The organism is Parabacteroides sp. APC149_11_2_Y6 (assembly GCF_054506995.1).
Window position 1 is genome coordinate 2,786,935 of sequence record NZ_CP173709.1, and the last position, 24,900, is coordinate 2,811,834.

Here is a 24,900-nt window from a genome sequence, read left to right on the forward strand (position 1 = left end):
TATTATATTTAGTTTTTTCAATTTTTTGATTTCCAATAGACATATTCAAAATCGATTAAGGCGATAAACAAAGGGAACTTGTCTGCCGGCATAACCAAAACCTCTTTCACCATATTCCTGAACACATCGGCATTTGCCGGTTCATACGCTATCACCTCTTTGAGTTTGTTGACCAAGGTATCCAACTTGCTTGCCTTTCTTATCTCTTTCGATAAAACGGAAAATACGGTCCTGCCGTTTTCCGAGGTATTCTCAAATTCAATCAAAGCCCGGGCTATTTTTGTTGCCTGCTCCATCAATTCTGTTTTGTTTATCATAGCTATCATCCATATTTTATATAGTTCATACTTTAGATACGACTCCCGGTCTGAAAACTTATAGTCTTTTCCCTGTGCATACGGCATTGAACCGACAGGGAGGTATTGCCTTAGCTTATCCGGTTCTATCGCCCTTAAACCGATAGTGCCCAGTTTACATGCCGACTTAAAAGTATAATACGGCTCCAATGCCTCTATTGCTTTATCCGAGAGGATGGTTTCCGCTGCGTCTACAAAAAGTCTATCCCTAAGGTCGAACAGCGAGTGTATCTCCGGCAGATAGATATTTATAAAACCTAAAGTCGTGTTCGTCTGCGACAGGTTATACGCATAAGCGGTTATCGTCTTCCGGGGATATTTTAACGACAATGCCATAACGACAGAAAGCCACAGTCCGGACTGGATTGCAAGACGCCCCTTTACCTCTACCGGAGTGATATAAAAACCTCTTTCCGGAGATTGGGCGTTAAAACTTTCCTCGCAGCCATGACATAGCCAATGCCCGTTCCATGTTTCTATCTGTTTATCCTTTATTGCCGGAGTCTGGTTCAGATATTTGCGATAGATTTCCCATCCCCGGAACAGATGCCACAACACTTCCGGCTCATCTATCAGCATGACAAATCCCCCGCTTACACCAATGGCAAGCGCTTCGCCTATCCATGAAGCATACATCTCGTTTGCATCAATCGAAGCGTGGATGTCCGATACCTGACCGGAAGTAGTACCTCCCGAATCCTTAGCTGCATATCCTACAAAGATGGACATGTTCGGTTCGTCGCCGGCCATTGCCTCCTGCAAGTTATGGAACTGCGCCAATGGCTTGCTGCCGTATTTCTTTACATCTTCGCTTTTGGGTTTCTGGAAAAAAGGTGAATTGCTTACATGCATCAAATGCCTGTCGTCATTGAAGAACAGGGGAAAGAATACCTGTTCAAAAAAATCGCAGGCAGAGAGGCTTGTGTGTATCCGCTCATTATATATCTTCAGAAACTTCTTACCTATATAGCTTGTGTACATAATGCTGTAAGATTAGATGATTCGACTACCCGTAATCCGTAAATCTCATACGCTTCCTGGCTCACCGGAACGACAAAAGGATTCGACCCGATACCATCCAACTGTTCATAGCCGGATGCATGCCGGGTGATAAACTTCCAGTTCACAGGTATCTCCATCTGTATTCGTTCCTCCCAACCTGCCTGGATATACCGTTCCCTATCCGAAGCCAGAATACATGTAGCGGTGTCTATGCCGAGTGCTTTTAACAGAATGGCTTCCGAACGGCTTGTCAGCTTCATCAAAGAGAACAGGCCGTCCTTATAAGCCAAGTGGATGTCTATCTCTTTTGTATCCGATTCTTTATACACTTCATCGAGCATTCCCTGCAAATTACGTTCCTGCAGGACTTCGCCTTTATCGGGCAATTGGTCGAAACTGCGTTGCAGTATATCCTTTTTATACGGTAATGCGTTCCCATCGGGAGCAATGACATGGATTGGTTTACAGGTTCTCAAAGCGGGTGGCAACCGTCTCCTGTTTATCCTTCCGAATCGCTGAATCAAGCTATCCAAAGGAGCGCACTGCGTAATCATCCGGTCGAAACTTATGTCCAGGCTTACCTCTACGACTTGTGTGGATACTACCAGACAAGGGGATTTGCCACAGCCGTATGCTTCACTGTCGAACTCCGTTTTCAATCGTCTTTCCAATCGAACCCGGTCGCCCCGCTTAAAGCGTGCATGTATGAGCATCATCGGTATATCCGGATATTCCGCTTTAAATGTTTCATAGGCTTGCTGGGCTTTCAAGACCGTGTTGTAAATCACCAGTACCTTTTCCTGCTGCTTAAAGGCATGGGACAAGATTTCCGGGATATCATGCTCGTCCTTCATCTTATAAATGCGGTGGCGGTTGTATGCATCCAATTGCTCGCCGGTCAGACGAACTTCATAGACCTTGTCTTTGCCCCCTAACAGTTCGAGCAGCTTTTTATATAACCGGGTGGACATTGTTGCCGTACCGATATGGATACGGCAATCGAATTTTAATAAAACCTTTACGATTTCAAGTACCATTGCCTGCGAATAATCCGAATAGGTATGAATCTCATCCAGAATTATATCACAGCCTTTTATATCCAGCAACATGCTCTCGAATCCGGTCGTTCCGAAAATGATTGAAGATAATTGATGAGGCGTCAGCACCTTTACCGACGAACCGGCTAATGGTTGCAACATCCTCTCTTCCACATTATCCCCTACCGTAATCCTGGAAGTGGCATGCAATAAGCGGACATCCTTATTCGGTATGGTAGCCTTCAACCGTTCCCACATGGCATTAATCGATGCCTGGAAAGGAAGGGTATAGAATATACGTCCCTTGCATCTCCTCAACAGGAAGTCTGTCTTCCCCGAACCGGTTGAGGCAACAACCAACGTATGCATTCGTTCATCGTCCGCCGGTATCTTTGATAAAGGATATAAATCATTCTCCCGCCGCAAGTCGAAATAATAAGATAAATCCGGCTTCTCGAATAAGCGGGTAAGTTCCTTCGAGGTGTTTGACGAGAAAGCGGAAGCGAAATGGTCAGCCGCCATCAGTAAACCCCGCCAGGCAGACCAGTCGTAAGTCTGCCGTTTACAATAATCGACGGCATAGAGCAGAGCACGTCTTGCCTCCTCTTTGGATATGCTTGTACAGGGATAACCCAATCTATGCAATATCTCCAAACCATACACACGCCATGCTTCCCAATCCTGCAAATGATTCCCGACCCAATTCCGGTCTTTTGTGGCAAGGTCTAAGATTCCCCCGCCTTTAACATCTCCTTTTATGGGCTTATGGTGGGCAACCACCATCTCTATCAGAATATTCCATTCCGATTCGGGGAAAACCGGAAGGAATGCCAAGGAAGATAACTCATGCCTGTGGACAAACTGATTTCCACTGTTTACCGGAGAGTCGTCCGTTTCTTCGTGCAACCGCTTTTGTGAAGACGGATGCGCCTTACCCAAATCATGCAGTGCTGCCCCCTTTCTTGCCAGACTCACATCAAAAGGGTAATGCATGTATTTGGCAAAGACTTCTACTGCCCACACGACAAACTGCGAATGGTCTGACAAAGTAGTTCCACCGTGCTCTTTACTTTTGGCTAATATGTCATCGAGCGATTTTGTCATACAAGATGGTTTCGGATGGGATTGCCCGTTACATACAGTTTTCCATACATCGCTTCCGAATTGCCGTACCGGTTATATCCGGATTTAAATCCATTGTCCTCGTCTGTGGCAATCCATTCGAATCCTTCTATTTGCTCAAATGCTTCTTCCGGCATTTCTACAGGCCGTTCAGGCAGAAGTATATCTTCATTCCGGCACAGGCAGACCGATTGCCGGGAAGCCCGTAACGCATCTCCTTCATTTGCAAAAGCCAAATATAAATGGGGATATAGAAGAACGCCCCGGGTAATGATGCTGATATTTTTAGGCAGATAATAAACGCGTCCCTGGCTGTCCGTCTTCCTCTCTTTAACAAAACCGCCTTTGGACCAGGTCCGTTCCAGTTGGGAATCCAGACCGCAATAGTTCAACCGGTACCGGCATATCTTGCGGATCGTGCCGTTTTCACGAAGCAGTTCGGGAAACAGTTTCTTTTCAATGCCCTCCAATGTGGATGCAACCAGAAACTGCTGGCTGAATGTTTCGCCATCGCGTACGGCAGTCCAGGGTTTGATAAACCCGAACGGTCCTGTATATTTCACTACATAATACATCCTGTCCTCCTTCTTTATTAATATAACGAACCAAAACCTGCCCCGGTCATATTTCCCAGACCGACAGACCAGGCAAATGCTTTTGTCTCGGGTTTGCCCTGGATAAATACCGGGCACATACTACCTTTAATTCCGATACCATGAATGGATGTCATCTTTACTTTCTTATTCTGATAGGATACATCGAACCGGATGTCCAATGTATTATCTTCGGGAAGACCGGCTATCTGCATTTTATGCTTCAGGGTTTCCACCAGCAGGGAACCGGCTTCCTTATCATCATAGGTATAGTATTTGGAGGATTTGTCTGCCAGTTGCCTTTTGATAAATACGGGGCTTGCCAGTTTAAAATATTCCTGTTCGGAAAAGTCCGGAACCTCCTGAAGCGTCACGTCCTTTACCTGCAAGCCTAAAAACATTTCAGGGTCGGCCAGAATGGTTCTGACAATCTTCTTTATATAGGTTTCGTCATAAAAACTGATAAACCACTTCGCCCCGTTCCGGAAGTTATAGCCATTCGTTGCCAGGTTACCGTTTTGCAGCCAGGAGAAAGAGTACAAGGAAATCTTATCGTGGATGTCATTATCTCCTATCCATTTATGTAGGGTTCCTATCAGTTTCTGCTGGTAGTCGAAGTGGATGATTCCTTTGTTTGGTGTAGTGGTCAGGTGTATTCTCATATAGTTTATTCGTTTGTTACACAATCAAGTTACTAATTAAGCAAATAAATTCAAGGTTTACATACGAATCGGCAGAAAATATCGAGGCACACAGATATAAACATAACTATGGCTTTCCCAAATCATAGTTATCATTTTGGAAAATCATAACTATGATTCGAAAAAGCCATACCTTAGCAGTCGTTATCAATCAACGTTCCTTTATAGGGATATATTCCTGTTCATCCAGTACATTCTTGTAAGCCGGACGGATGATGCGCTTGCCTTCGAAGTTCAATTCTTCAATCCGGTGCGCTGTCCATCCTACGATACGTGCCATTGCAAACAACGGAGTATAGATTTCCTGCGGCAAACCGATCATTTCATATACGAAGCCGGAATAGAAGTCTACGTTGGAAGATACTTTCTTCTTGGTTCCTTTATGTTTGGCGAAACATTCGATAGCACGTTCTTCCAGCAATTCGAGGAAGGCAAATTCTTCTTCAAGCCCTTTCTCCTTTGCCAGGTCGCGGGCAAGCTCTTTCAGCACAACGGCGCGAGGGTCCGAAATGGTATATACCGCATGTCCGATACCATAAATCAAACCGGATTTATTATATACTTCCTTATTCAGCATACGCATGAAATAGGTATCGATTTCATCCACATTCGTCCAGTCCTGGATATTCTCTTTCAGGTGATGGAACATGTCGACAACCTGAATGTTGGCACCACCATGCAACGGGCCTTTCAACGAACCGATACCTGCTGCTATAGAGGAGTAAGTGTCCGTTCCGGTAGAACTGGTCACACGAACGGTAAAGGTCGAGTTGTTACCACCTCCGTGCTCAGCCTGCAATACCAGCAATAAGTCCAGTGTACGGGCATCCAACTCAGTATATTCGCGTTTCAGCATATGAAGGAAGTTCTCTGCAATAGAGAGGTTTTCGTGCGGATGGCGGATATGCAGGGAACGTCCCTGCTGGCTATGGCGGAAGATATTGTAAGCGTAAGCAATAATTGTAGGGAAACGGGAGATAAGCTCGATAGACTGACGCATCAGGTTATCGCGGGAAGTATCATCCGGATTCGGATCGAACGTATACATTTCGAGTACGCTACGAGACAGGATATTCATGATGTTCTGTCCTTCCAGGTCGAGGATATTCATCTTTGTCTTCTGTTCCAAAGGCATATTATCGCAGAGCAATTCCTTGAAGCCTGCCAGTTCTTCCTTGTCTGGCAATTTGCCGGAAAGCAGCAGATAGGCTACTTCTTCAAAACCGAAACGTTTCTCGCTGATAAACGCGTGTGCGAGGTCTTCCACATCATAACCACGGTAGAACAGTTTACCGGGTATGGCTTTCAGTCCGCCTTCCGGCAAACGCTCGTAGCCCACTACATTACCAATCTTGGTCAATCCTACCAAAACGCCGCTACCGTCTTCATTACGCAAACCCCGCTTCACATTATACATCGGGAACAGTTCGTTATCTATTTTACAGGCATCTCTGGATGCGTCGGACAGCTTATAAATGATATACTCTTTCTTCATTGTCATACTTTTTTATAGTCATTATTCATGTAATTCATATCCGGAATCATAGTATGCTCACTATATATTCCCCAAATTCCTTTGTACCCATCGACTTTCCATCCGGCATAAAACGAGCCAGGTCATGAGTCGCTTTTCCTTCCGAAAAGGCACGTTCAAGCGCTGCCGTAATCAACAGGGCTGCTTCATTCCATCCCATATATTCGAGCATCATCACAGAGGATAATATCAGCGAACAGGGATTCACCACATTCTTCCCTGCAATATTCGGAGCCGTGCCGTGGGTGGCTTCAAAGATTGCATAACCGCTGTCGTAATTGATATTGGCTCCCGGTGCGATACCGATGCCGCCCACCATAGCAGCCAACTGGTCGGAGATATAGTCTCCGTTCAGGTTCAGTGTCGCTATGACTGAATATTCTTCGGGTATAAGCAATGTATTTTGCAGGAATGCATCGGCTATCACGTCTTTTATAACCACCTTGCCTTCATTCTCCGCACCCAGCAGAGCCTGTGCTGCCGCATCCTCACCCTTTTCCTTCTTTATCTTGTCGTATTGCTGCCAGGTAAATGTTTTATCCGGAAACTCCCGTTCTGCCAAAGCATAGCCCCATAGTTTGAAACCGCCTTCGGTAAACTTCATTATATTCCCTTTATGTACCAGTGTGACACTCGGCAGATGATGTACCAGGGCATATTCTATGGCAGCACGCACCAGACGCTCCGTACCTTCAATAGATACTGGCTTCACGCCAAATGCTGAGGTTTCGGGGAAACGGACCTTGGATACACCCATCTCTTCCGTAAGGAAACGAAGGAACTTTTCAGCCTCGGGAGTTCCCTGTTGCCATTCGATACCGGCATAAATATCTTCCGTATTCTCACGGAAAATGTACATATCCACTTTTTCCGGTTCTTTAATCGGAGTCACGATTCCTTTAAACCAGCGGACGGGACGCAGGCAAACAAACAAATCGAGTGTCTGGCGAAGTGCTACGTTCAACGAACGGATACCTCCGCCGATAGGCGTTGTAAGCGGGCCTTTAATGCCTATCATATACTCGCGGAAAGCCTCCATCGTTTCGTCAGGCAACCAGCTGCCTGTCTGTTTAAATGCTTTTTCGCCTGCCAGGACTTCTTTCCATTCGATGAAACGGCTGCAACCATAGGCCCTGTCTACTGCCGCATTCACGATACGTTGGCTGACGGGAGTTATCTCCGCTCCCACTCCATCTCCTTCTATATAGGGGATAGTCACTTTATTGGGGACAACCAATCGTCCCTCTTTTTTTACAATCTTCTCCATAAGCTATCTATTTGTTATTTCCCCGGTTATTTTTCCGATGACCGGAACTGAACGCTTCCAGTGACCGGAACCGGAGGCATACGTGTATCGTATATCGGAATACTACTTATCAATGTGCGGCATTCAATGCAGAACCGACTTTAAACCAGTTAATCTGCAAATCATTATACGTATGGTTTACCTGGAAGGACTCTTCCGTTCCGTCGGCATGATAGAGGATAGCCGTAAGCGGCTGTCCGGGTTCGAAGTGTTGCAGACCGACAATCGAGATACGGTCTTCCTCGCGTATTTTCTGATAATCATCCTTATCTTCAAATGTGAGGGCAAGCATTCCCTGCTTCTTCAGGTTCGTTTCATGGATACGGGCAAAGCTCTTGGCAAGGATAACCTTTACATTCAGGAAACGGGGTTCCATAGCGGCATGTTCGCGGGAAGAACCTTCTCCGTAATTTTCTTCCGCTACAACGATAGATGAAATGCCTTTTGCCTTATATTGTTTGGCTACGGCCGATACGGCTTCATACTGGTTCGTCAACTGGTTCAGGACGCTGTTCGTCTTTCCGTTGAAAGCATTTACGGCCCCCATCAGCATATTGTCCGATATATTTTCCAGATGACCACGGAAACGCAGCCACGGGCCTGCCATCGAGATATGGTCGGTCGTACATTTTCCTTCCGCTTTCAGAAGAAGCGGCATTTGCAATAAGTCTTTGCCATCCCACGGGGCAAACGGATGGAGTTCCTGCAAACGGGAAGAATCGGGGGAGATAACCACCTTCACATGTTTTCCGGTCGGAGCAAGATAACCGTTATCCTTTACGGCAAATCCCTGAGGCGGGAAATCCGTGCCTTTCGGTTCTTTCAGTTTCACTTCGCGGCCGTCTTCTGTTTTCAATGTATCGGTCAACGGGTTGAAACAAAGGTCGCCGGCTATCGTCAGCGCCAGTGTCAGCTCCGGTGAAGCGACAAAAGCATGTGTATTCGGATTCCCGTCCGCACGCTTAGCGAAGTTACGGTTAAAGGAGGTGACGATAGAGTTCTTGCGTGTATTGTCGTCGGTATGGCGTTTCCACTGTCCGATACAAGGGCCACAGGCATTCGCCATGATAGTGGCGCCGATTTTTTCAAAGTCGCCGATGATACCGTCGCGTTCAGCCGTATACCGTATTTGTTCCGAGCCCGGATTAATAATCAGGGGAGAAACTACCGGAATCCTATCCTCACCCGCCTGACGGGCAATGGATACGGCACGGCTTAAATCCTGATAAGAGGAATTGGTACACGAACCGATTAGGCCTACTTCCATCTTACGGGGCCATCCGTTTTCCTTTACCTTGGCGGCAAATTCCGAAATCGGAGTAGCTGCATCCGGAGTGAAAGGACCGTTAATATAAGGTTCCAGTTCGGATAAATCGATCACAATTACGCGGTCGTAATAATCGTCCGGTGTAGCACGGACTTCTTCGTCTGCCATCAGATAATCGGCGATAGCCGTTGCAGAAGCTGCAATCGTATCACGTCCTGTGGCACGCAGGTATTCTGCCATATTCGCATCAAACGGGAACAAAGAAGTGGTAGCCCCAACTTCAGCCCCCATATTGCATATCGTAGCTTTTCCGGTAGCGGACAAAGAAGAAGCGCCCGGACCGAAATATTCGATAATGGCATTTGTCCCACCCTTTACGGTCAGGATACCTGCCAGTTTAAGAATCACATCCTTCGGTGATGCCCAGCCATTCAATTCGCCGGTCAGTTTAACACCGATGAGTTTCGGCATCTTCAGTTCCCATTCCATGCCGGTCATCACATCCACTGCGTCGGCACCACCTACACCGATAGCGACCATACCCAGTCCCCCGGCATTCGGAGTATGAGAATCCGTCCCTACCATCATCCCACCAGGGAATGCATAGTTTTCGAGCACTACCTGATGAATGATACCTGCTCCGGGTTTCCAGAAACCGATACCGTACTTGTCGGAAACGGACTTGAGGAAATCGTATACTTCGCTATTCCCTTTTGTTGCGGTTTCAATATCAGCTTTTGCTCCGATGTTCGCCTGTATCAGGTGGTCGCAATGCACCGTGGCAGGAACAGCCGATTTATCTTTCCCGGCATTCATAAATTGCAGTAATGCCATCTGCGCCGTAGCATCCTGCATAGCCACACGGTCGGGACGGAAATTCACATAATCCGTACCCCGCTTATAAAGCCGGATTTCATTCGCATCATATAAATGTGCATACAGGATTTTTTCGGCCAGTGTCATCGGTCGTCCTATTCTCTTACGGGCTGCATCCACCCGCTTGGGAAAGTTAGCATAAAAACTTTCCAGCATTTCCAAGTCGTACACCATATCTATCTGTTTTTTGTTTGTTCACAATCGCTTTTTGCAAATATATCTTCCCGTAAGCAATAAAGATGTAATATATATGACTTCACGGTATTTTCGTTTTTAACAAAAATAATATTTATATAAACACCTTTTGTTCAATAATTTCTATGGTATGATAGAGGTTATTTATATCGGCGTGTTCATAAATAAAACGTTGTCCGGTGTCATTTTGTTTACAACAGACCGGATGAAATTCAATTTTTTCATATCTTTGCTCCCGCTTCGGTGATATAAACCATATCCGATGGTTTGTATAAAAGGGAATCCGGTTCAAGTCCGGAACAGTGCCCGCTACTGTAAAGCCTATACGATAACGGAGAGTTCTCCAATGCCACTGTCTATCAACGGGAAGGCCGCTCTCCAAAGGCTAAGTCAGGAAACCTGCCAGGCAAAAAGTAATATCATTCTCCCGGGGTCAGGAGGGTTTATTAAAAACACTATTATCTCTTTTTAATGGAAAAAAGATGTCTGCTGGCAGCCTTTGCTATGGGTTGCAGCGTGAATATGCTTTTTGCACAAGTATCTTCACAAAGGAGTATTATCCTACCTCATCAATCAGTCTGCATTATTGATGATGCAAACCTTTGTTTTCGTATGCATCCATATGAACCTCGTTTATGTATATCATATAAATAAGATGAAAGCATATTCAATTAGAAACCATACAAAACAATTCATATGAAGAATCTATTCAAAACTATTTTATTACCCATCTGCTTATTTCTATTCAGTACAATATCCATACACGCAGAAGGCAATTTTATTAAGTCTGACATCTTTGCAACAACAGAACCGGGTGACAAAGTTGCTATTTTAATGGTCCATTTCGGTACTACCCATAGCGATACGAACGAACGGACCATCGAAGCCATCAACAAGAAAATGGCAGAAGCCTTTCCCGGTACGGAAGTCCGTGAAGCCTGGACATCCCGCATTGTTATCTACCGGCTGAAGAAACGTGGTATACAAAAGCAGAATCCGGACGAAGTATTGAAACAATTAAAAGCGGAAGGATACACACACATCATTATCCAGTCGTCCAATATTATCGAAGGCATAGAAATGGAATCCTTGCGCAAGGATATTGCTTTGTGGGAAAAAGAATTCAAAGAAATCAGAATCGGCACACCACTTCTCTACTCTCCCGCCGACTATGAAGCGGTGATTGATGCCATAACCCAAAAAGGAGCAAAAGAAGGAGCTACCCTCCTGGTTGGACATGGTACATATACCCCCGCTACCGCACAATATGCAATGACGGATTATATGTTGAAGGCTAAAGGATTCAACAATTTCATTGTGGGAACAATAGAAGGCTATCCATCATTCGATGATGCTGCCATCCAATTGAAAAAGAGCGGAGTAAAAAAAGTAATGTTAATGCCATTTATGTTCGTTGCCGGCGAGCATGCCAAGAATGACATTGCCGACGACTGGAAAAGCCAACTGGAAGAACAAGGATACCAAGTAACAGTGCTTATGGAAGGGCTTGGAGAAAACCCAGACATACAAAATATATTCATAGAACATGCCCGCTTTGCCGCAAACCACAAATATCTGGAAATTACAGCAAAGAAAAAGGAGTATGCCAAAGGAAAAGAGAAATACGAATAATCGGAGATATCAAATGTATATGAAAAAGAGTATTACCATTTTATTTTTAGCCGCGTTACAACTGACAAACGTATACGCACAACGTCACGATAAAAAAGAATACACGAACTTTGCCGATACGACATTCAATATTAACGAAGTCGTTATACAAAGTTCCGTAAACAAACGGACAGAAGTACTAAAAATGCCCGTTCCCTTGAAAGAGATGCCGATCGCCGTATCGCAGGTATCTCCCCGTTTAATCCAGGATTTGTCCCTGACCACCCTGCAAACGGCCACCCGTTATGCCACAGGTGTAAAACCGATCAACACATACGGTGGTTTCCAGACATTCAAACTGAGGGGATTCTATGACTTTGTACTTATGACCGACGGCGTACGCGACGAACGTCATAACCTGTCACAGTCTGCAACCTCTACCACCACTGCTGCAGTAGAAAAAATAGAAGTGCTGAAAGGCCCGGCATCTGTTTTATATGGTCATTCTGCTTTAGGTGGAGTCATCAACGTCATGAGAAAGCAACCTTCTGCAGAAACACATATCAATGCCGAAGCCGGAGCAGCAAGCTGGGGACGCTACAACGTACAAGTCGGAGGAAGCGGAGCCATCAGCAAAAAACTAAACCTGCGTTTCGATGCATCCATAGCAAACGGGGAAGGATGGCGCAGTTCCTACGACCGTACAGCCAATCTCTATGCAGCACTCGATTACAATATCGACCATCGCAACAAACTGGAATTCAAAGTAGGTGGAAACAACGACTGGTACGGTACGGAAACCGGTATACCTCATGTAAAGAACGACATCTATAACGCTTCCGGTACTAAAATATATAATGCCGGCGACATGCCTCAGGGTATCGATCTGCGCCAGCGTTACAACGACCCCGCCGACTTTCTTACCCACAAAGGTTATAATGCCACAGCCAAATGGAAACATATCATCAACAAAGACTGGAAACTGACCGAATACCTCTCCTACTTTGACGATGATAACGACTATTTCAATACTGAATCCCTGGCATTCCTGACTTCCGAGACACCTAAAAAAGGATATGAAAACTACTATATAAACGGAGACAAGAAAGTATATATCTGCCTCGACTCCATCCGTAGAAATTCGCCTTTACGTTTTGCTTACCACGCGAAAGTATTGCAGAACCAGTTCGACGTAACCGGTAAATTCAAAACCGGAGGAATCGAACACAACATCGTAACCGGATATACCTTCACTTTAATGAACCGGAACGGTTATTCCGCTTCTGTTGGAGCCACAGGTAAAGACGGTTGGGGACCCGGAAAACAGGCTGTCATCTCTACCATCAATCCACTGTTGAACCAAGGTGCTTTTGAAACGAAGTTCTCTTCAAAAACCTATCTGTATGAATATATCCATGGCGTATTCGTCCAGGATTATATCAAATTCATTCCCCAGTTACGTACTTTAATCGGTTTGAGATACGACCGGTACGACCGGTATTATCAGAAAGCGACAACAGATAATAAAGAGGTACTGGAAAAAGGTGACAAATCACACCTGAAGAACAACTCTGTTACCTGGCGTGTCGGTCTGGTGTATGATATCAATGACCAGTTCAACATCTTTGCCTCCGGTACAAACTATTTCAAACCGAGCCGTACCATTGCCAACGATGCGACTATCTACATCAATAATAAAGGAGAACGCATCTATCCGAACGGAGACAATATCTTCGATCCGGAAACAGGTTACCAGTTTGAATTTGGTTCCCACCTCGACCTGGCAAACAGCCTGCAGGTAAACCTTGCAACCTACTATATCCGTAAGAACAATATGGTACAAAGCCTGGGAACCTACGAAGACATGCGAATCTCCGGACAGGTAGGTTCTGCCGATTCCAAAGGTTTGGAACTGGATGTAAACTACAGCCCTGTCAAAGATTTGAGTATCACAGCCGGTTACACATTCAACGTAACAAAATACCGTGAATATGCAACCAACGACTATATGACAAACGACCTGAAAGGCAAATACCACACACAAGCTCCTAAACACATGGCTTACGGATGGGTCTTCTACGATTTCTCCAGCCGGACATTAAACGGACTTTCAGTGGCTGTCGGAGCTGAATACTCATCCAAGGCATTTGCTACGGCGGACAATACGATTGCATACGATCCTTATGCCATCGCCAACCTGATGGCAAAGTATAAATACCGTAAATATCAAATCAAGGTGAACGTGAACAACCTGTTCAATAAAACATACTTCAGAAATGCGGTAAACAGCACACAGTTCATCCCTGAGGAAAAGAGAAATGTATCAGTTACATTAGGATTTTATATCTAAGAAAATGATGAACAGATTCATTATAAAATTACATCGCATACTGGGGACACTCCTCAGTATGCTTTTCCTTATGTGGTTCCTGTCCGGCCTCGTTATGATTTACCACACCTTCCCCCGGTTGTCCGTTTCCCGGAAAATGGAAAAACAAGCCGCACTGGACAACAACCTGCCCTCCTTGCAACAGCTCCTGTCTGCAATAGCTATTCCTTCCGACAGTATCCTGTCACTCAGTGTAGAAAAACAAGCAGGCAAAACAAGTTTTACATTGAAAATAGCAAGCGATGAAATTCGTTGTTACGCCGATAGCAACCGGATTATTCCCTATACAAAAGTCAACCCTGCACAACTTTCCCTTATTGCCGCCCCCTATAGCCAGGGAGAAATTGCATCCGTCGACAGCATAAACGCCATCGACGTATGGATACCTTACCCAAGAATGAAAAAAGACATGCCCGTCTACAAATTCCACTTTGCCAGTGATAAAGAAGAAACACTCTATCTATCTTCCCGGACCGGTGACACCCTCCAGCTTACCGATAAGGACAGCCGTTTCTGGGCATGGCTGGGACCTATCCCCCATTGGGTCTATGTCGTGACATTACGCGATACGAACAATGGGAAAGCATGGGTAAATACCGTACTTTGGTTATCCGGCTTCTGTTGCTTTGCCTGCCTGTTCGGTATCATAGTCGGCATCCGGGTGTATTACAGAAACTGGAAAAGAAGTAAGACAATCGCTTCCCCTTATAAAAAACCTGTTTATAAATGGCATCATATCACCGGTTTCGTATTCGGGCTGTTCGTCCTCACCTGGATGTTCAGCGGATACATGTCCTTACAAAAAGTACCGGAATGGATGATTCCCGTACATCACCAGTCGAAAACAGACACAGACATTCAGGGAGGAATCCTCGACCCTGCCGGCTTTCATTCGGACTACCGGCAACTGGTCCGGTCGTGCGACAGCATCAAACGGATAGAATGGGTCCGCATAGGCAACCGGCCCTTGTATAAAGTATATACAGACAATACCACCCGCCTGATGACAGTATCCGGTTCATATCCCCGGCTATTCACACTCGACAAAGACTTCTGCAAGAAGCTGGTGCAAGCAATCCACCCGGAAAATAATTTATCTGCCGAAGAAATTACAGCATACGATAACCATTATATCTCCCGGAAGAAAGCACTCCCCCTACCCGTCTATCGTGTACAAGTGGACAACAAAGACCGGAGTGCCTATTACATCGAACCCCAAACCGGAAACACCCGCTATTACAATAACAATACACGTATGCGTCATTTTCTCTATATGGGATTGCATACACTCTATTTCCCCTGGATGGCCAACCATACCCTTCTCTGGAGTATAATGGTCTGGATACTAATGACAGGCGGAACCATATGCTCGGCAACCGGTGTATGGCTTGGATTTAAATACATCAAAAGAAAATCAAGAAGAAAGAAGAGACAAGAATAAATTATATCTTTGACTTAAATATCAACAACAATGAGTAAAGGAAAAATAATAGTAGCCGGAATCGGTCCCGGCAGTGAGGCAGACATAACTCCGGCTGTTTTATCCGCTATCAAGCAATCGGATATTATTGTCGGCTATAAATACTATTTCCGTTTTATACAAGACATCCTTCGTCCCGGTACACAATGTATCGATACCGGTATGAAACGGGAAAAGGCCCGTGCAGAACAAGCATATAACCTGGCATCGGAAGGAAATACAGTAACCGTTATCAGTTCGGGAGACGCCGGTATCTACGGCATGGCCCCGCTGATTTATGAAATGAAACGGGAAAAAGGAACCGACATGGAAATCGAAGTACTTCCCGGTATCAGCGCCTTCCAGAAGGCAGCCTCCCTGCTGGGTGCTCCTATCGGCCACGACTTCTGCGTCATTTCCTTATCAGACCTGATGACTCCCTGGGAACGTATCGAACAACGTATCAAAGCGGCTGCTATGGCGGACTTCGTCACAGCCGTCTACAATCCCAAAAGTGAAGGACGTTACTGGCAACTCTACCGCTTAAAAGAATTGTTCCTTGCCGAACGTTCCCCCGAAACCCCGGTCGGTTATGTACGGCAAGCCGGACGTGAAGAACAGGAAGTACAGATCACTACCCTCGGGGAATTTGACCCGGAGCAAATAGATATGTTTACCGTCATCCTTATCGGTAACTCCCAGTCTTACCGTTTTGGAGAAACAATCATTACCCCGCGCGGCTACTATCGGGATACACAACCTTCGGATGCGGATGGTTCCCTGCGCAAGGGACAGCATATCATGATACAGAGTTTCCGTACCATCGAGAAAGAACTTAAAAACAAAGAAATCCCGCTCGATAAGAAATGGGCCTTACTGCATGCCATCCATACAACGGCCGATTTCGATATGGAAAATATTCTTTGCATAGATGACAATGCGGTCAGTTCCCTTTACGACAAATTTGTCTCCGGGACCTGCCGGACGATTATTACAGACGTTACGATGGCAGCCTCCGGTATCCGTAAAGGCGCTTTGCAGCGAATGGGTATCTCCGTTAAATGTTACCTGGGAGACGAAAGTACCGAAGCACTTGCCGCCTCCAAAGGCATCACCCGTACCCAGGCTGGCATACGTCTGGCAGTAGAAGAGCATCCCGATGCCCTGTATGTATTCGGGAACGCCCCTACCGCATTGATGGAACTCTGTGATTTGATCCGCAAAGGGAAAGCCCGGCCAAGCGGTATCATTGCCGCTCCCGTCGGTTTTGTACATGTACAGGAATCAAAACATATGGTAAAGCCCTTTACCTCCATCCCCAAACTGATAGTGGAAGGACGGAAAGGCGGCAGCAACCTGGCGGCAACCCTGGTAAACTCCATCCTTTGTTATAACGATGCCGAACAATTAAAACCGGGACGGGACGTATGATACATTTCCATATAATAGGACTGGACGACAACCAGACACCCCGGTTTCCGGAAGAAATACAGGACCTTATCAAACAACATACGGTCTTTTCCGGAGGCTTGCGGCAGCATGAAATCGTTATGCCGCTCTTGCCCGCCAACGCCGTATGGATTGACATCAAAGCCCCGTTAGATAACGTGTTCGAACAATACGCTTCCTTTGAAGGAAAAGACATCGTAGTGTTTGCCTCCGGCGACCCGTTGTTCTTCGGCTTTGCCTCCACCATCCGGAAAAGGATGCCGGATGCTTCCTTGCAGATATTCCCGGCATTCAGTTCCCTGCAGTTGCTTGCCCACAGGCTCCAACTGCCTTATCAGGAGATGCACGCCGTTTCGGTGACAGGACGTTCCTGGCATGAAATGGACCGGGCTTTTATCGAAAACGCTCCACTGGTCGGTCTGCTGACCGACCACGTCCATACCCCCGCTGCCATTGCATCCAGAATGCTGGAATATAATTTCAGCCGGTATCAGATGTATATCGGTACTCATTTAGGTAACCGGGAAAAAGAACAGATATTCCGTATCTCCTCCCTTTCCGAAATTGCAGAAACGACATTCGATACCCCGAATTGCATACTGCTCCAACGTATATCCGGACACGAACAATACAGGCCGGCAGCCGGCATACCGGACAGTTCCTTTATCCATCTGGACGGACGGGAGAAAATGATTACCAAATCACCGGTACGCCTGCTCGACCTGAGTGTACTGCAACTACACCGGAGCAGTTGTTTCTGGGATATCGGCTGCTGTACCGGCTCCGTTTCCATCGAAGCCAAAAGACAATATCCCCATTTGCATATCCATGCCTTTGAAATACGGGAAGCCTGTAAAGAAATTGTAGAAAAGAATTGCAGGCGGTTCTCCGCTCCGGGTATCGACCTGCACATAGGGGATTTCCTGAAAGAAGATATCAGCAAGCTGCCGCCTCCCGATGCCGTCTTTATCGGCGGACATGGCGGAAAACTGAAAGAGATAGTCAAAAAGGTAGCCGGCAAAATGAAAGCAGGCGGTACCCTCGTCTTCAATTCTGTTTCAGCCGAAAGCTATGCTTTGTTTACAGAAGCTATCAGGGAAAACGGTTTCCCGCATCCTGTGGAAACGCATATCACGGTAGACTCCTATAACCCGATTTGTATCATCCGTACAATAAAAGAAGAAAAATGAATCCTATACAATCCCTGGCCGTCATCATCGTATCGGCGGACAGCATGCCATTGGCATACAAAATAAAAGAACAGTATCCGGCAGCAGAACTCTATAGCAAGAACGGAGAAGACGGAACCCTGCCCGTTATTTCATTTGAAGAAACAACCAAAGAACTGTTTCCCCGGACAAACGCCATCCTGTTCATCGGAGCAATGGGTATCTGTGTACGCAGCATTGCCCCTTATATAGACAGTAAATATACCGACCCTGCCGTTATTTGTATCGACAGTACCGGCAAATTCGTCATCCCGGTTCTATCCGGTCATATCGGCGGAGCCAACGAGTTCAGCCTCGAACTTGCCCGGTTACTCAAAGCCGAAGCCATCGTCACCACCCGGAGCGACAATACCGGCCTTTGGGCGCTCGACACTTTGGGAGGAACCTACAACTGGAAAAGTTTCATTTATGAGCAACCTGTTACAAAAGGGACAGACCCGCTTGCTTTTTATACGGAACTCATCTCCGGCAGTACGGACAATAAACCCAAAGTGATGAATGCCTGTATCACGGACTTCGTCAACCGCAAACCTTTTGCCCTACTGATAGAAACGGAAGACGAAGGGACAGCCTATCTTCAGGATACCTGCCCGGAACATGTCGAAATCTTCCATACGGCAGATACTATCGACGATAAAAAATACGCGTGGGTCATCACCATAAGCCCGTTCATTCATACATTCGAGACTCCGGTACTGGCATTCGTACCCCGGATACTTACCCTCGGAGCCGGATGTAAAAAAGGACTGGACGGTTCATTCGATGTCTTCTTCCGCCAGATAATGGATACCTGTATGCTACAAGCCATCCATCCGGCAGCAATAGCCTCCGTTGCTTCCATCGACCTGAAAAAAGAAGAGAACATCTTATTGCAACTGGCAGAGAAACTGCAAGTGCCTTTCCAAACTTATCCGGCAGAAGAACTTGCCCGCATGGATATTCCTAATCCGTCCGAAAAGGTAGCGGAAGTAACAGGTTCTTCCAGCGTTTCCGAAGCTGCGGCATGTTATGCAGCCGCCAACGGCAGGCTACTGGTTGGCAAACAAAAAGGGAAGTTAGGCGACTGCAACGACTTCACCTATGCCATCGCTATCCCTGAAAAGAGAGGCCATATTGAAATCGTAGGAGCCGGACCGGGCGACCCCGAACTTATTTCCATCCGTGGACGCCGTATGTTGGAAAAGGCAGACCTTATCCTGTATGCAGGCAGTCTTGTCCCGAAAGAACTGACATTCTGTGCCAAGAAAAGTGCGACAGTCCGCAGCTCTGCCGATATGAACCTGGAAGAACAATTCCTCCTGATGAAAACGTTCTACGACAAAGGCAAATTCGTTGTCCGCCTGCATACCGGCGACCCATGTATCTACGGAGCTATCCAGGAGCAAATGGCTTTCTTCGACGCATACGGAATGGACTACCATATCACCCCTGGAATTTCTTCGTTCCAGGCTGCCGCTGCCGCCCTGCGTTCCCAGTTCACCATCCCGGAAAAGGTACAAACCATCATCCTTACCCGTGGAGAAGGGCGTACCCCTATGCCGGAAAAAGAACAATTGCATAAGCTGGCTCAAAGCCAAAGCACCATGTGTATCTTCCTGAGTGCCGGTATCGCAGAGCAGGTCCAGAAAGAACTGCTGGAACATTATCCGCCTACAACCCCGGTTGCCGCCTGCTACAAACTCACCTGGAAAGACGAACGCATCTACCGGGGCGAACTGAAAGATCTGGCTCGTATCGTAAAAGACAACCACCTGACCCTCACCACCCTGTTGGTAGTAGGTGATGCCATCGACAACCGGGAAGGTCTTTCCCGCTTATATGCAGACGAATTCAAACATCTTTTCCGTAAATAAAATGATACTGATACTGGGAGGAACAACCGAAGGGCGAAAAGCCATACAGGTGGCGGACGAGGCAAACAAACCTTACTTCTACTCCACCGTAAGCAAGATGCAGGCAATCGGTTCCACCTATGCCATACGCCTTGCCGGAGCGATGCAGGAAGAAGAAATGGAACGGTTCTGCCGGGAGAATCAAATCTCCCTGCTGATAGATGCCGCCCACCCTTTTGCCATCCAATTGCATACTACCGTAGCAGCAGTGGCTACTCGTCTTTCCCTGCCCGTTATCCGTTTCGAACGTCAATACCCGGTACGGGATACTGCATTTATCTGGTGTTCCGGCTACGATGAAGCCATACAACGCCTGCAAGCCGACGGTATCAAAAACCTGCTGGCGCTTACCGGAGTGAAGACCATCTCCAAACTGCGTGATTACTGGCAACAAACCCCTTGTTGGTTCCGTATCCTCGACCGGAAAGAATCGATAGACTTAGCCGGGAAAAGCGGTTTTCCTCCCGAACGTCTTGTCTTTTTCCATGAAGGAGAAGAGGAGAAAAAGCTGCTCGACCAACTTCATCCCGATGCCATCTTAACCAAAGAAAGCGGGGAAAGCGGCCTGTTCAATGAAAAAACGGAAGCAGCGCGACAAGCGGGTATCCCTGTCTATGTAATCTGCCGTCCGGCTCTTCCCGATACCTTTATCACAGTAAGCGATACGGAAAGCCTCCGGAAAGAGATATACCGCCTGCTCCCCAGTTTCCTTCCGCTACGCAGCGGATATACCACAGGTGCTTGTGCCACAGCTGCCTCCAAAGCCGCCCTGTACGCCCTGCTAAGCAAGCAGGAACAAACGGAAAGTGCCATCACCCTGCCTTCCGGACAAATCATCACCCTACCTGTTGCCCATACGGAATGGACAACAAGCAGTGCCAGATGTACGGTTATAAAAAATGCGGGAGACGACCCGGACGTCACCAACGGATGTCAAATCATTGTAGAAGTAGAACTATCTCCGTCTAAGGAAAGTACGGAAACGGTTGATACGCCCTCCATCCTTTTCAAAGCCGGCGAAGGCGTAGGAACCGTTACCCTTCCCGGTCTCGGACTGGAAATCGGCGGTCCGGCAATCAACACGACACCACGCCGTTTGATAACCGACGAACTGACAACTGTTCTCAGGCAAAGCCATCCGCACTTCAACGGGCAAATCACCGTGACAATCTCCGTACCCGGAGGACGTGAACTGGCAAAACGGACTTTCAATCCCAAACTGGGTATCAAAGGCGGCATTTCCATCATCGGTACCTCAGGTATTGTGCGGCCTTTCTCCAACGACGCATTTATTGCCTCTATCCGTAAAGAAGCGGAAGTTGCCAAAGCCATCGGATGCGAAACCCTGGTCATCAACTCAGGGGCAAAGAGCGAACGTTTCCTGAAAAGTTATATCGCACAGCACGAAGCTGCCAACCTTCCGCCACAGGCGTTTGTCCATTATGGCAACTTCATCGGAGAAACAATCCGGATAGCGGCAAGCCTGCATTTCCCGAAACTTATCCTGGGCATCATGTTAGGCAAAGCCGTAAAACTTGCGAAAGGTGCACTCGACACACACAGTAAAAAAGTAGTGATGAATAAAGAGTTCCTGAAAGAGCTGGCCACAGAAGCCGGATGCTCTCCCGCCTCTCTTGAACAAATAGAACGGCTCACGCTGGCACGCGAACTCTGGCAATCGCTTTCCGCCTCAGACCAGTCCCGTTTCTTCCCGCTCCTTTTGCAAAAATGTTATGCTCATGGCTCTCCGCTCTTCCCGGAAGGCAAACTTTCCATACTGCTCCTTACGGAAGAAGGAGAAATTCCTTACCGGATATAAATAAAATAAGGGCACGAATTACCATGTAATCCATGCCCCAATATACGTTTATCGGATAGTAACCTGCTTACTTACCGTATACATCACATTAATCCTGCCACCTGCATTATTATCATTTTGTTGCAAAGGATTAGAAGATACACGGCCCAGATACAACTTAGCATCCTTTGTAGTCATATCCTCGTCGATATCTATCGCAATAGACTTTTCGCCTACACTCCGGTTATAAAATTTATAAGTTTCACCGTTACATTCAAGGCGGACTATCACATATTCATTCTTGGCAATCGGAGCACCCTCCCAAGCCAATACTGTCGTTTCATGTTTGTCTATCGAAGTAAACGTTTCCGGAATACCGATAAAGGTCGCATCAATCAGAGATGTCTTATTTACAAAAACACGGTCTTGCGAACGGGACAAAATAAAAGTTACATCCTGTAAGCCTTTAAAAGATTCTTTATAATAATAAACCCCTGAAGTTTCAAATAACGGTTCTATTCCGTTTATCAATACAGCACCGGACGACAATTTCAGGTTAGTTCCTTCAATATCATTTCTTTTGAAGTTTGCCCCGGCATGGGTTTCATTATGAGTGGCATCATATTCTACACCCAGGATCTGATAGAAAGGTACAATCTGACCTATCTCATTGGAATTATTGCTACAAGAAGCTAAAGCTCCTACCAACAATACGGCTAAATAGATAAGGTTCTTTTTCATCTTACATTGGTATTAGTTAGTACATGGTTTCATATAGAAAACAGTTGTAAATGAAAAAGGTCTACTATTTAATGTTTATAATAGTTAGCATATAACAATTTTTCAACTGTTAAAATCTCACACCCGTTGTATTTCAAGGTGCAAAAAAAGTTTAGTTATTACACTTAATTTTCGATGCGATACAAGTCTATAATTTCTGTTTTCAAATAGGGATATTCAGTAAATCATCCATTTATTACCGATAAATAATCTTTAGACAATATATCCTTGCATAATGTTGCCATATGATGTATTATATCCAATCCTTTCGTCCGGGGAATACATCTTATCCACTTACTGGATAGCCACCTTCTTGCTTATCGTATACGACACGTCAATCTTCCCTCCTGCACTGCCATTGCTCTGCTGCAAAGGATGAGTTGTAACCCGGCTTAGATACAGCGTCGCATCCGTTGCCCCTGTCTGGTTATTGAAAGGGATGGAAATAGACTGCCCGCCTTCATCCCGGTTATACAGTTGAAGATTGCCTCCTTTATATTCAAGACGCAATGCCACATATTCGCCTTTGGCAACCGGATCGCCATCCCAGGTCAGCACCGTTGTACCATTCCCATCGATAGCAGTAAACGTCATCGGAATATCGATAGGTATTGCATCACTCGTCGATACTTTGTTTACAAAAACCTGCTCTTTGGAACGATTAAAAGTAAAGGTCACATTTTGCAACCCGTCAAAAGACGCCTTATAAAAATAAACTCCAATATTCTCAAACAACGGTTCTTCCCCGTTAATCAATACCGCACCGGCAGGAAGTTTCAGGTTGGCCCCTACACTGTCTTTCTTATTGAAATTCGCCCCGGCATAGGTTTTATTAGCAGTCATATCATACTCTACACCCAGATTCTGATAGAAAGGAACGATTAAATCTATCTCATTGGAATGCTCTTTACCACAGGAAGTCAAAACTCCCATCAACAACAGGGTCACATAAACAAAGCTCTTTTTCATAATTTATTGTTATTAGTACGTCATACTACAAATAACAAATGAAAAGAGAAATGTTTCTCTGTTTAACGTTTGCTAAATATTTCTCTTACACAACAAATACATTAATATATTCTAAAAAACAATTTATTTTTTGTATTGTTTCGTGCATTTTATTTTATTTGTATAATTCTCAATTTAAACCATATCAGACATTTTCAATCATTAATTCATATCTAATAATATTTATATTCAAACCCAATAATCCCAAGTATTACATGAACAACATTAAAATCAACTAACTACTTTTTCATTCCTTATTTTTCAAAAAATCTAATACAACAATTAAAAATCCTCTCCAATGAAAACATTCTTAATCCCCCTAACAATTATCCTTAGTACTTTAATTTCCTGTCAGAAAGAAGACGATAGAAAAAATCGAACGGATGATAACAGAACCATCTATTTTGCAAGTACTGAACTTATGGGCCATGAAGGAACGGCTACTATCTGGAAAGACGGAGAAGTTCTATTCCAGACTAAAAAAGGCGATAACAACCATATCAATTCAATCTATGTTGTCGGCAACGATGTATATGCGGCAGGACGTGAAAATATAGGAATCATATCCACTGCCAAAGTATGGAAAAACGGAGAGGTATTATATCAAACGGATAGAAAAATTTACTCTGAAGCCACAAGTATTTATGTATCCGGAGCAGATGTATATACCACAGGATATGAAGGTTTGGAAACATCGAAAGCTATTGTATGGAAAAATGGAGAAGTTCTGTACAGAGCAAATCCGTTTGGATATTCGAAAGCTAATGCTATTTATCTTTATAATAATTATATTTATACAGCAGGATTTGAAGCTCTAAATTCAAAAAGCAGAGCTACAGTATGGATCAATGGCAATGCTATGTATCAGACAAACGGAACAGAATTCGCTTCTGCCTACTCTATATGTGCATCTAATGACGATATTTATACAGCCATAAATGAAACAACTCCCATAATATGGAAAAACGAAAAAGTCTTGTATCAATTAACAGCTACTATTGTCGGTTCTATAGCCGTATCCGGAAATGATATATATGCAGCAGGAACTACATTTAAGGATGATAAAAAAACTTCCCATGTTTGGAAGAATGGAAAAGTCCTGTATGAAATGGAAAATGTAAATGAGTTATCAATCTATATTGCCGGTAACGATATATATACACTCGGGTACGAATATGATGAAGATTATAAAAGAAAGACTCCTACCGTATGGAAGAACGGGGAATTTCTATACGCAATAGATAAATCTTATCGGGATGTATCTGTAAGTAATATTTTCGTGGTAAATAAATAACT

General features: G+C 45.4%; 17 protein-coding genes and 1 riboswitch. Of the genes, 8 read left to right on the plus strand and 9 right to left on the minus strand.

Annotation, left to right across the window (positions count from 1 at the left end):
* Positions 1-17: 17 nt before the first annotated feature.
* The 7 genes from ACGE0T_RS11635 to ACGE0T_RS11665 all read right to left on the minus strand — a co-directional run bounded on the left by ACGE0T_RS11635 (position 18) and on the right by ACGE0T_RS11665 (position 9,968).
* A complete protein-coding gene (locus tag ACGE0T_RS11635) occupies positions 18-1,337 on the minus strand; it encodes a hypothetical protein (RefSeq protein WP_459186806.1) in 1,320 nt (439 codons plus the stop codon).
* Positions 1,319-3,499: a CRISPR-associated helicase Cas3' gene (gene cas3 / locus ACGE0T_RS11640; RefSeq protein ID WP_459186807.1), complete on the minus strand. Its 2,181-nt coding sequence runs from the start codon at positions 3,497-3,499 to the stop codon at positions 1,319-1,321. Before cas3 ends, ACGE0T_RS11635 begins: the two co-directional genes overlap by 19 nt.
* Entirely contained in the window at positions 3,496-4,092 is a 597-nt protein-coding gene (locus tag ACGE0T_RS11645; protein WP_459186808.1) for a hypothetical protein, read from the minus strand. The genes cas3 and ACGE0T_RS11645 overlap by 4 nt, the downstream gene beginning before the upstream one ends.
* Before the next feature lie 17 nt (positions 4,093-4,109).
* Entirely contained in the window at positions 4,110-4,772 is a 663-nt protein-coding gene (cas6, locus tag ACGE0T_RS11650) for a CRISPR-associated endoribonuclease Cas6 (RefSeq protein ID WP_459186809.1), read from the minus strand.
* Positions 4,773-4,962: 190 nt separating this feature from the next.
* Complete coding sequence (locus ACGE0T_RS11655; RefSeq protein ID WP_459186810.1) at positions 4,963-6,306, minus strand: citrate/2-methylcitrate synthase; 1,344 nt, start codon at positions 6,304-6,306, stop codon at positions 4,963-4,965.
* Positions 6,307-6,352: 46 nt separating this feature from the next.
* Positions 6,353-7,612: an NADP-dependent isocitrate dehydrogenase gene (gene icd, locus ACGE0T_RS11660; protein WP_459186811.1), complete on the minus strand. Its 1,260-nt coding sequence runs from the start codon at positions 7,610-7,612 to the stop codon at positions 6,353-6,355.
* A 109-nt stretch (positions 7,613-7,721) separates the two neighbouring features.
* Positions 7,722-9,968 carry an aconitate hydratase gene (locus ACGE0T_RS11665; protein WP_459186812.1) on the minus strand — a complete coding sequence of 749 codons (2,247 nt, stop codon included), beginning with the start codon at positions 9,966-9,968 and terminating at the stop codon, positions 7,722-7,724.
* 245 nt (positions 9,969-10,213) lie between these two features.
* A riboswitch (cobalamin riboswitch) is annotated at positions 10,214-10,410 on the plus strand.
* A gap of 275 nt (positions 10,411-10,685) precedes the next feature.
* Between ACGE0T_RS11665 and ACGE0T_RS11670 the strand changes: the two genes are divergently transcribed.
* Genes ACGE0T_RS11670 through cbiD form a run of 7 tightly spaced genes read left to right on the plus strand, consistent with a single transcriptional unit; the run spans position 10,686 to position 21,837 of the window.
* Positions 10,686-11,621, plus strand: a complete 936-nt coding sequence (locus ACGE0T_RS11670; protein WP_459186813.1) for a sirohydrochlorin cobaltochelatase — start codon at positions 10,686-10,688, stop codon at positions 11,619-11,621.
* A gap of 19 nt (positions 11,622-11,640) precedes the next feature.
* On the plus strand, positions 11,641-13,950 hold the full coding sequence (locus ACGE0T_RS11675; protein WP_459186814.1) for a TonB-dependent receptor: 2,310 nt from the start codon (positions 11,641-11,643) through the stop codon (positions 13,948-13,950).
* Positions 13,951-13,954: 4 nt separating this feature from the next.
* Positions 13,955-15,430, plus strand: a complete 1,476-nt coding sequence (locus tag ACGE0T_RS11680) for a PepSY domain-containing protein (protein ID WP_459186815.1) — start codon at positions 13,955-13,957, stop codon at positions 15,428-15,430.
* Between the two features lie 30 nt (positions 15,431-15,460).
* A complete protein-coding gene (gene cobJ, locus ACGE0T_RS11685; protein ID WP_459186816.1) occupies positions 15,461-16,879 on the plus strand; it encodes a precorrin-3B C(17)-methyltransferase in 1,419 nt (472 codons plus the stop codon).
* A complete protein-coding gene (gene cbiE, locus ACGE0T_RS11690) occupies positions 16,876-18,087 on the plus strand; it encodes a precorrin-6y C5,15-methyltransferase (decarboxylating) subunit CbiE (RefSeq protein ID WP_459186817.1) in 1,212 nt (403 codons plus the stop codon). The genes cobJ and cbiE overlap by 4 nt, the downstream gene beginning before the upstream one ends.
* Positions 18,084-19,979, plus strand: coding sequence for a precorrin-4 C(11)-methyltransferase (gene cobM, locus ACGE0T_RS11695; protein WP_459186818.1), 1,896 nt, complete (start codon positions 18,084-18,086; stop codon positions 19,977-19,979). The genes cbiE and cobM overlap by 4 nt, the downstream gene beginning before the upstream one ends.
* Position 19,980: 1 nt before the next feature.
* Positions 19,981-21,837 carry a cobalt-precorrin-5B (C(1))-methyltransferase CbiD gene (gene cbiD / locus ACGE0T_RS11700; protein ID WP_459186819.1) on the plus strand — a complete coding sequence of 619 codons (1,857 nt, stop codon included), beginning with the start codon at positions 19,981-19,983 and terminating at the stop codon, positions 21,835-21,837.
* 48 nt (positions 21,838-21,885) lie between these two features.
* Here the strand turns inward: cbiD and ACGE0T_RS11705 are convergent, their stop codons facing one another.
* Positions 21,886-22,557 (minus strand): hypothetical protein, encoded by a 672-nt coding sequence (locus ACGE0T_RS11705; RefSeq protein WP_459186820.1) that lies wholly within the window; start codon positions 22,555-22,557, stop codon positions 21,886-21,888.
* Positions 22,558-22,890: 333 nt separating this feature from the next.
* Positions 22,891-23,565: a hypothetical protein gene (locus ACGE0T_RS11710; RefSeq protein ID WP_459186821.1), complete on the minus strand. Its 675-nt coding sequence runs from the start codon at positions 23,563-23,565 to the stop codon at positions 22,891-22,893.
* Positions 23,566-23,902: 337 nt separating this feature from the next.
* Between ACGE0T_RS11710 and ACGE0T_RS11715 the strand changes: the two genes are divergently transcribed.
* Positions 23,903-24,898 carry a hypothetical protein gene (locus ACGE0T_RS11715; protein WP_459186822.1) on the plus strand — a complete coding sequence of 332 codons (996 nt, stop codon included), beginning with the start codon at positions 23,903-23,905 and terminating at the stop codon, positions 24,896-24,898.
* Positions 24,899-24,900: the final 2 nt, after the last annotated feature.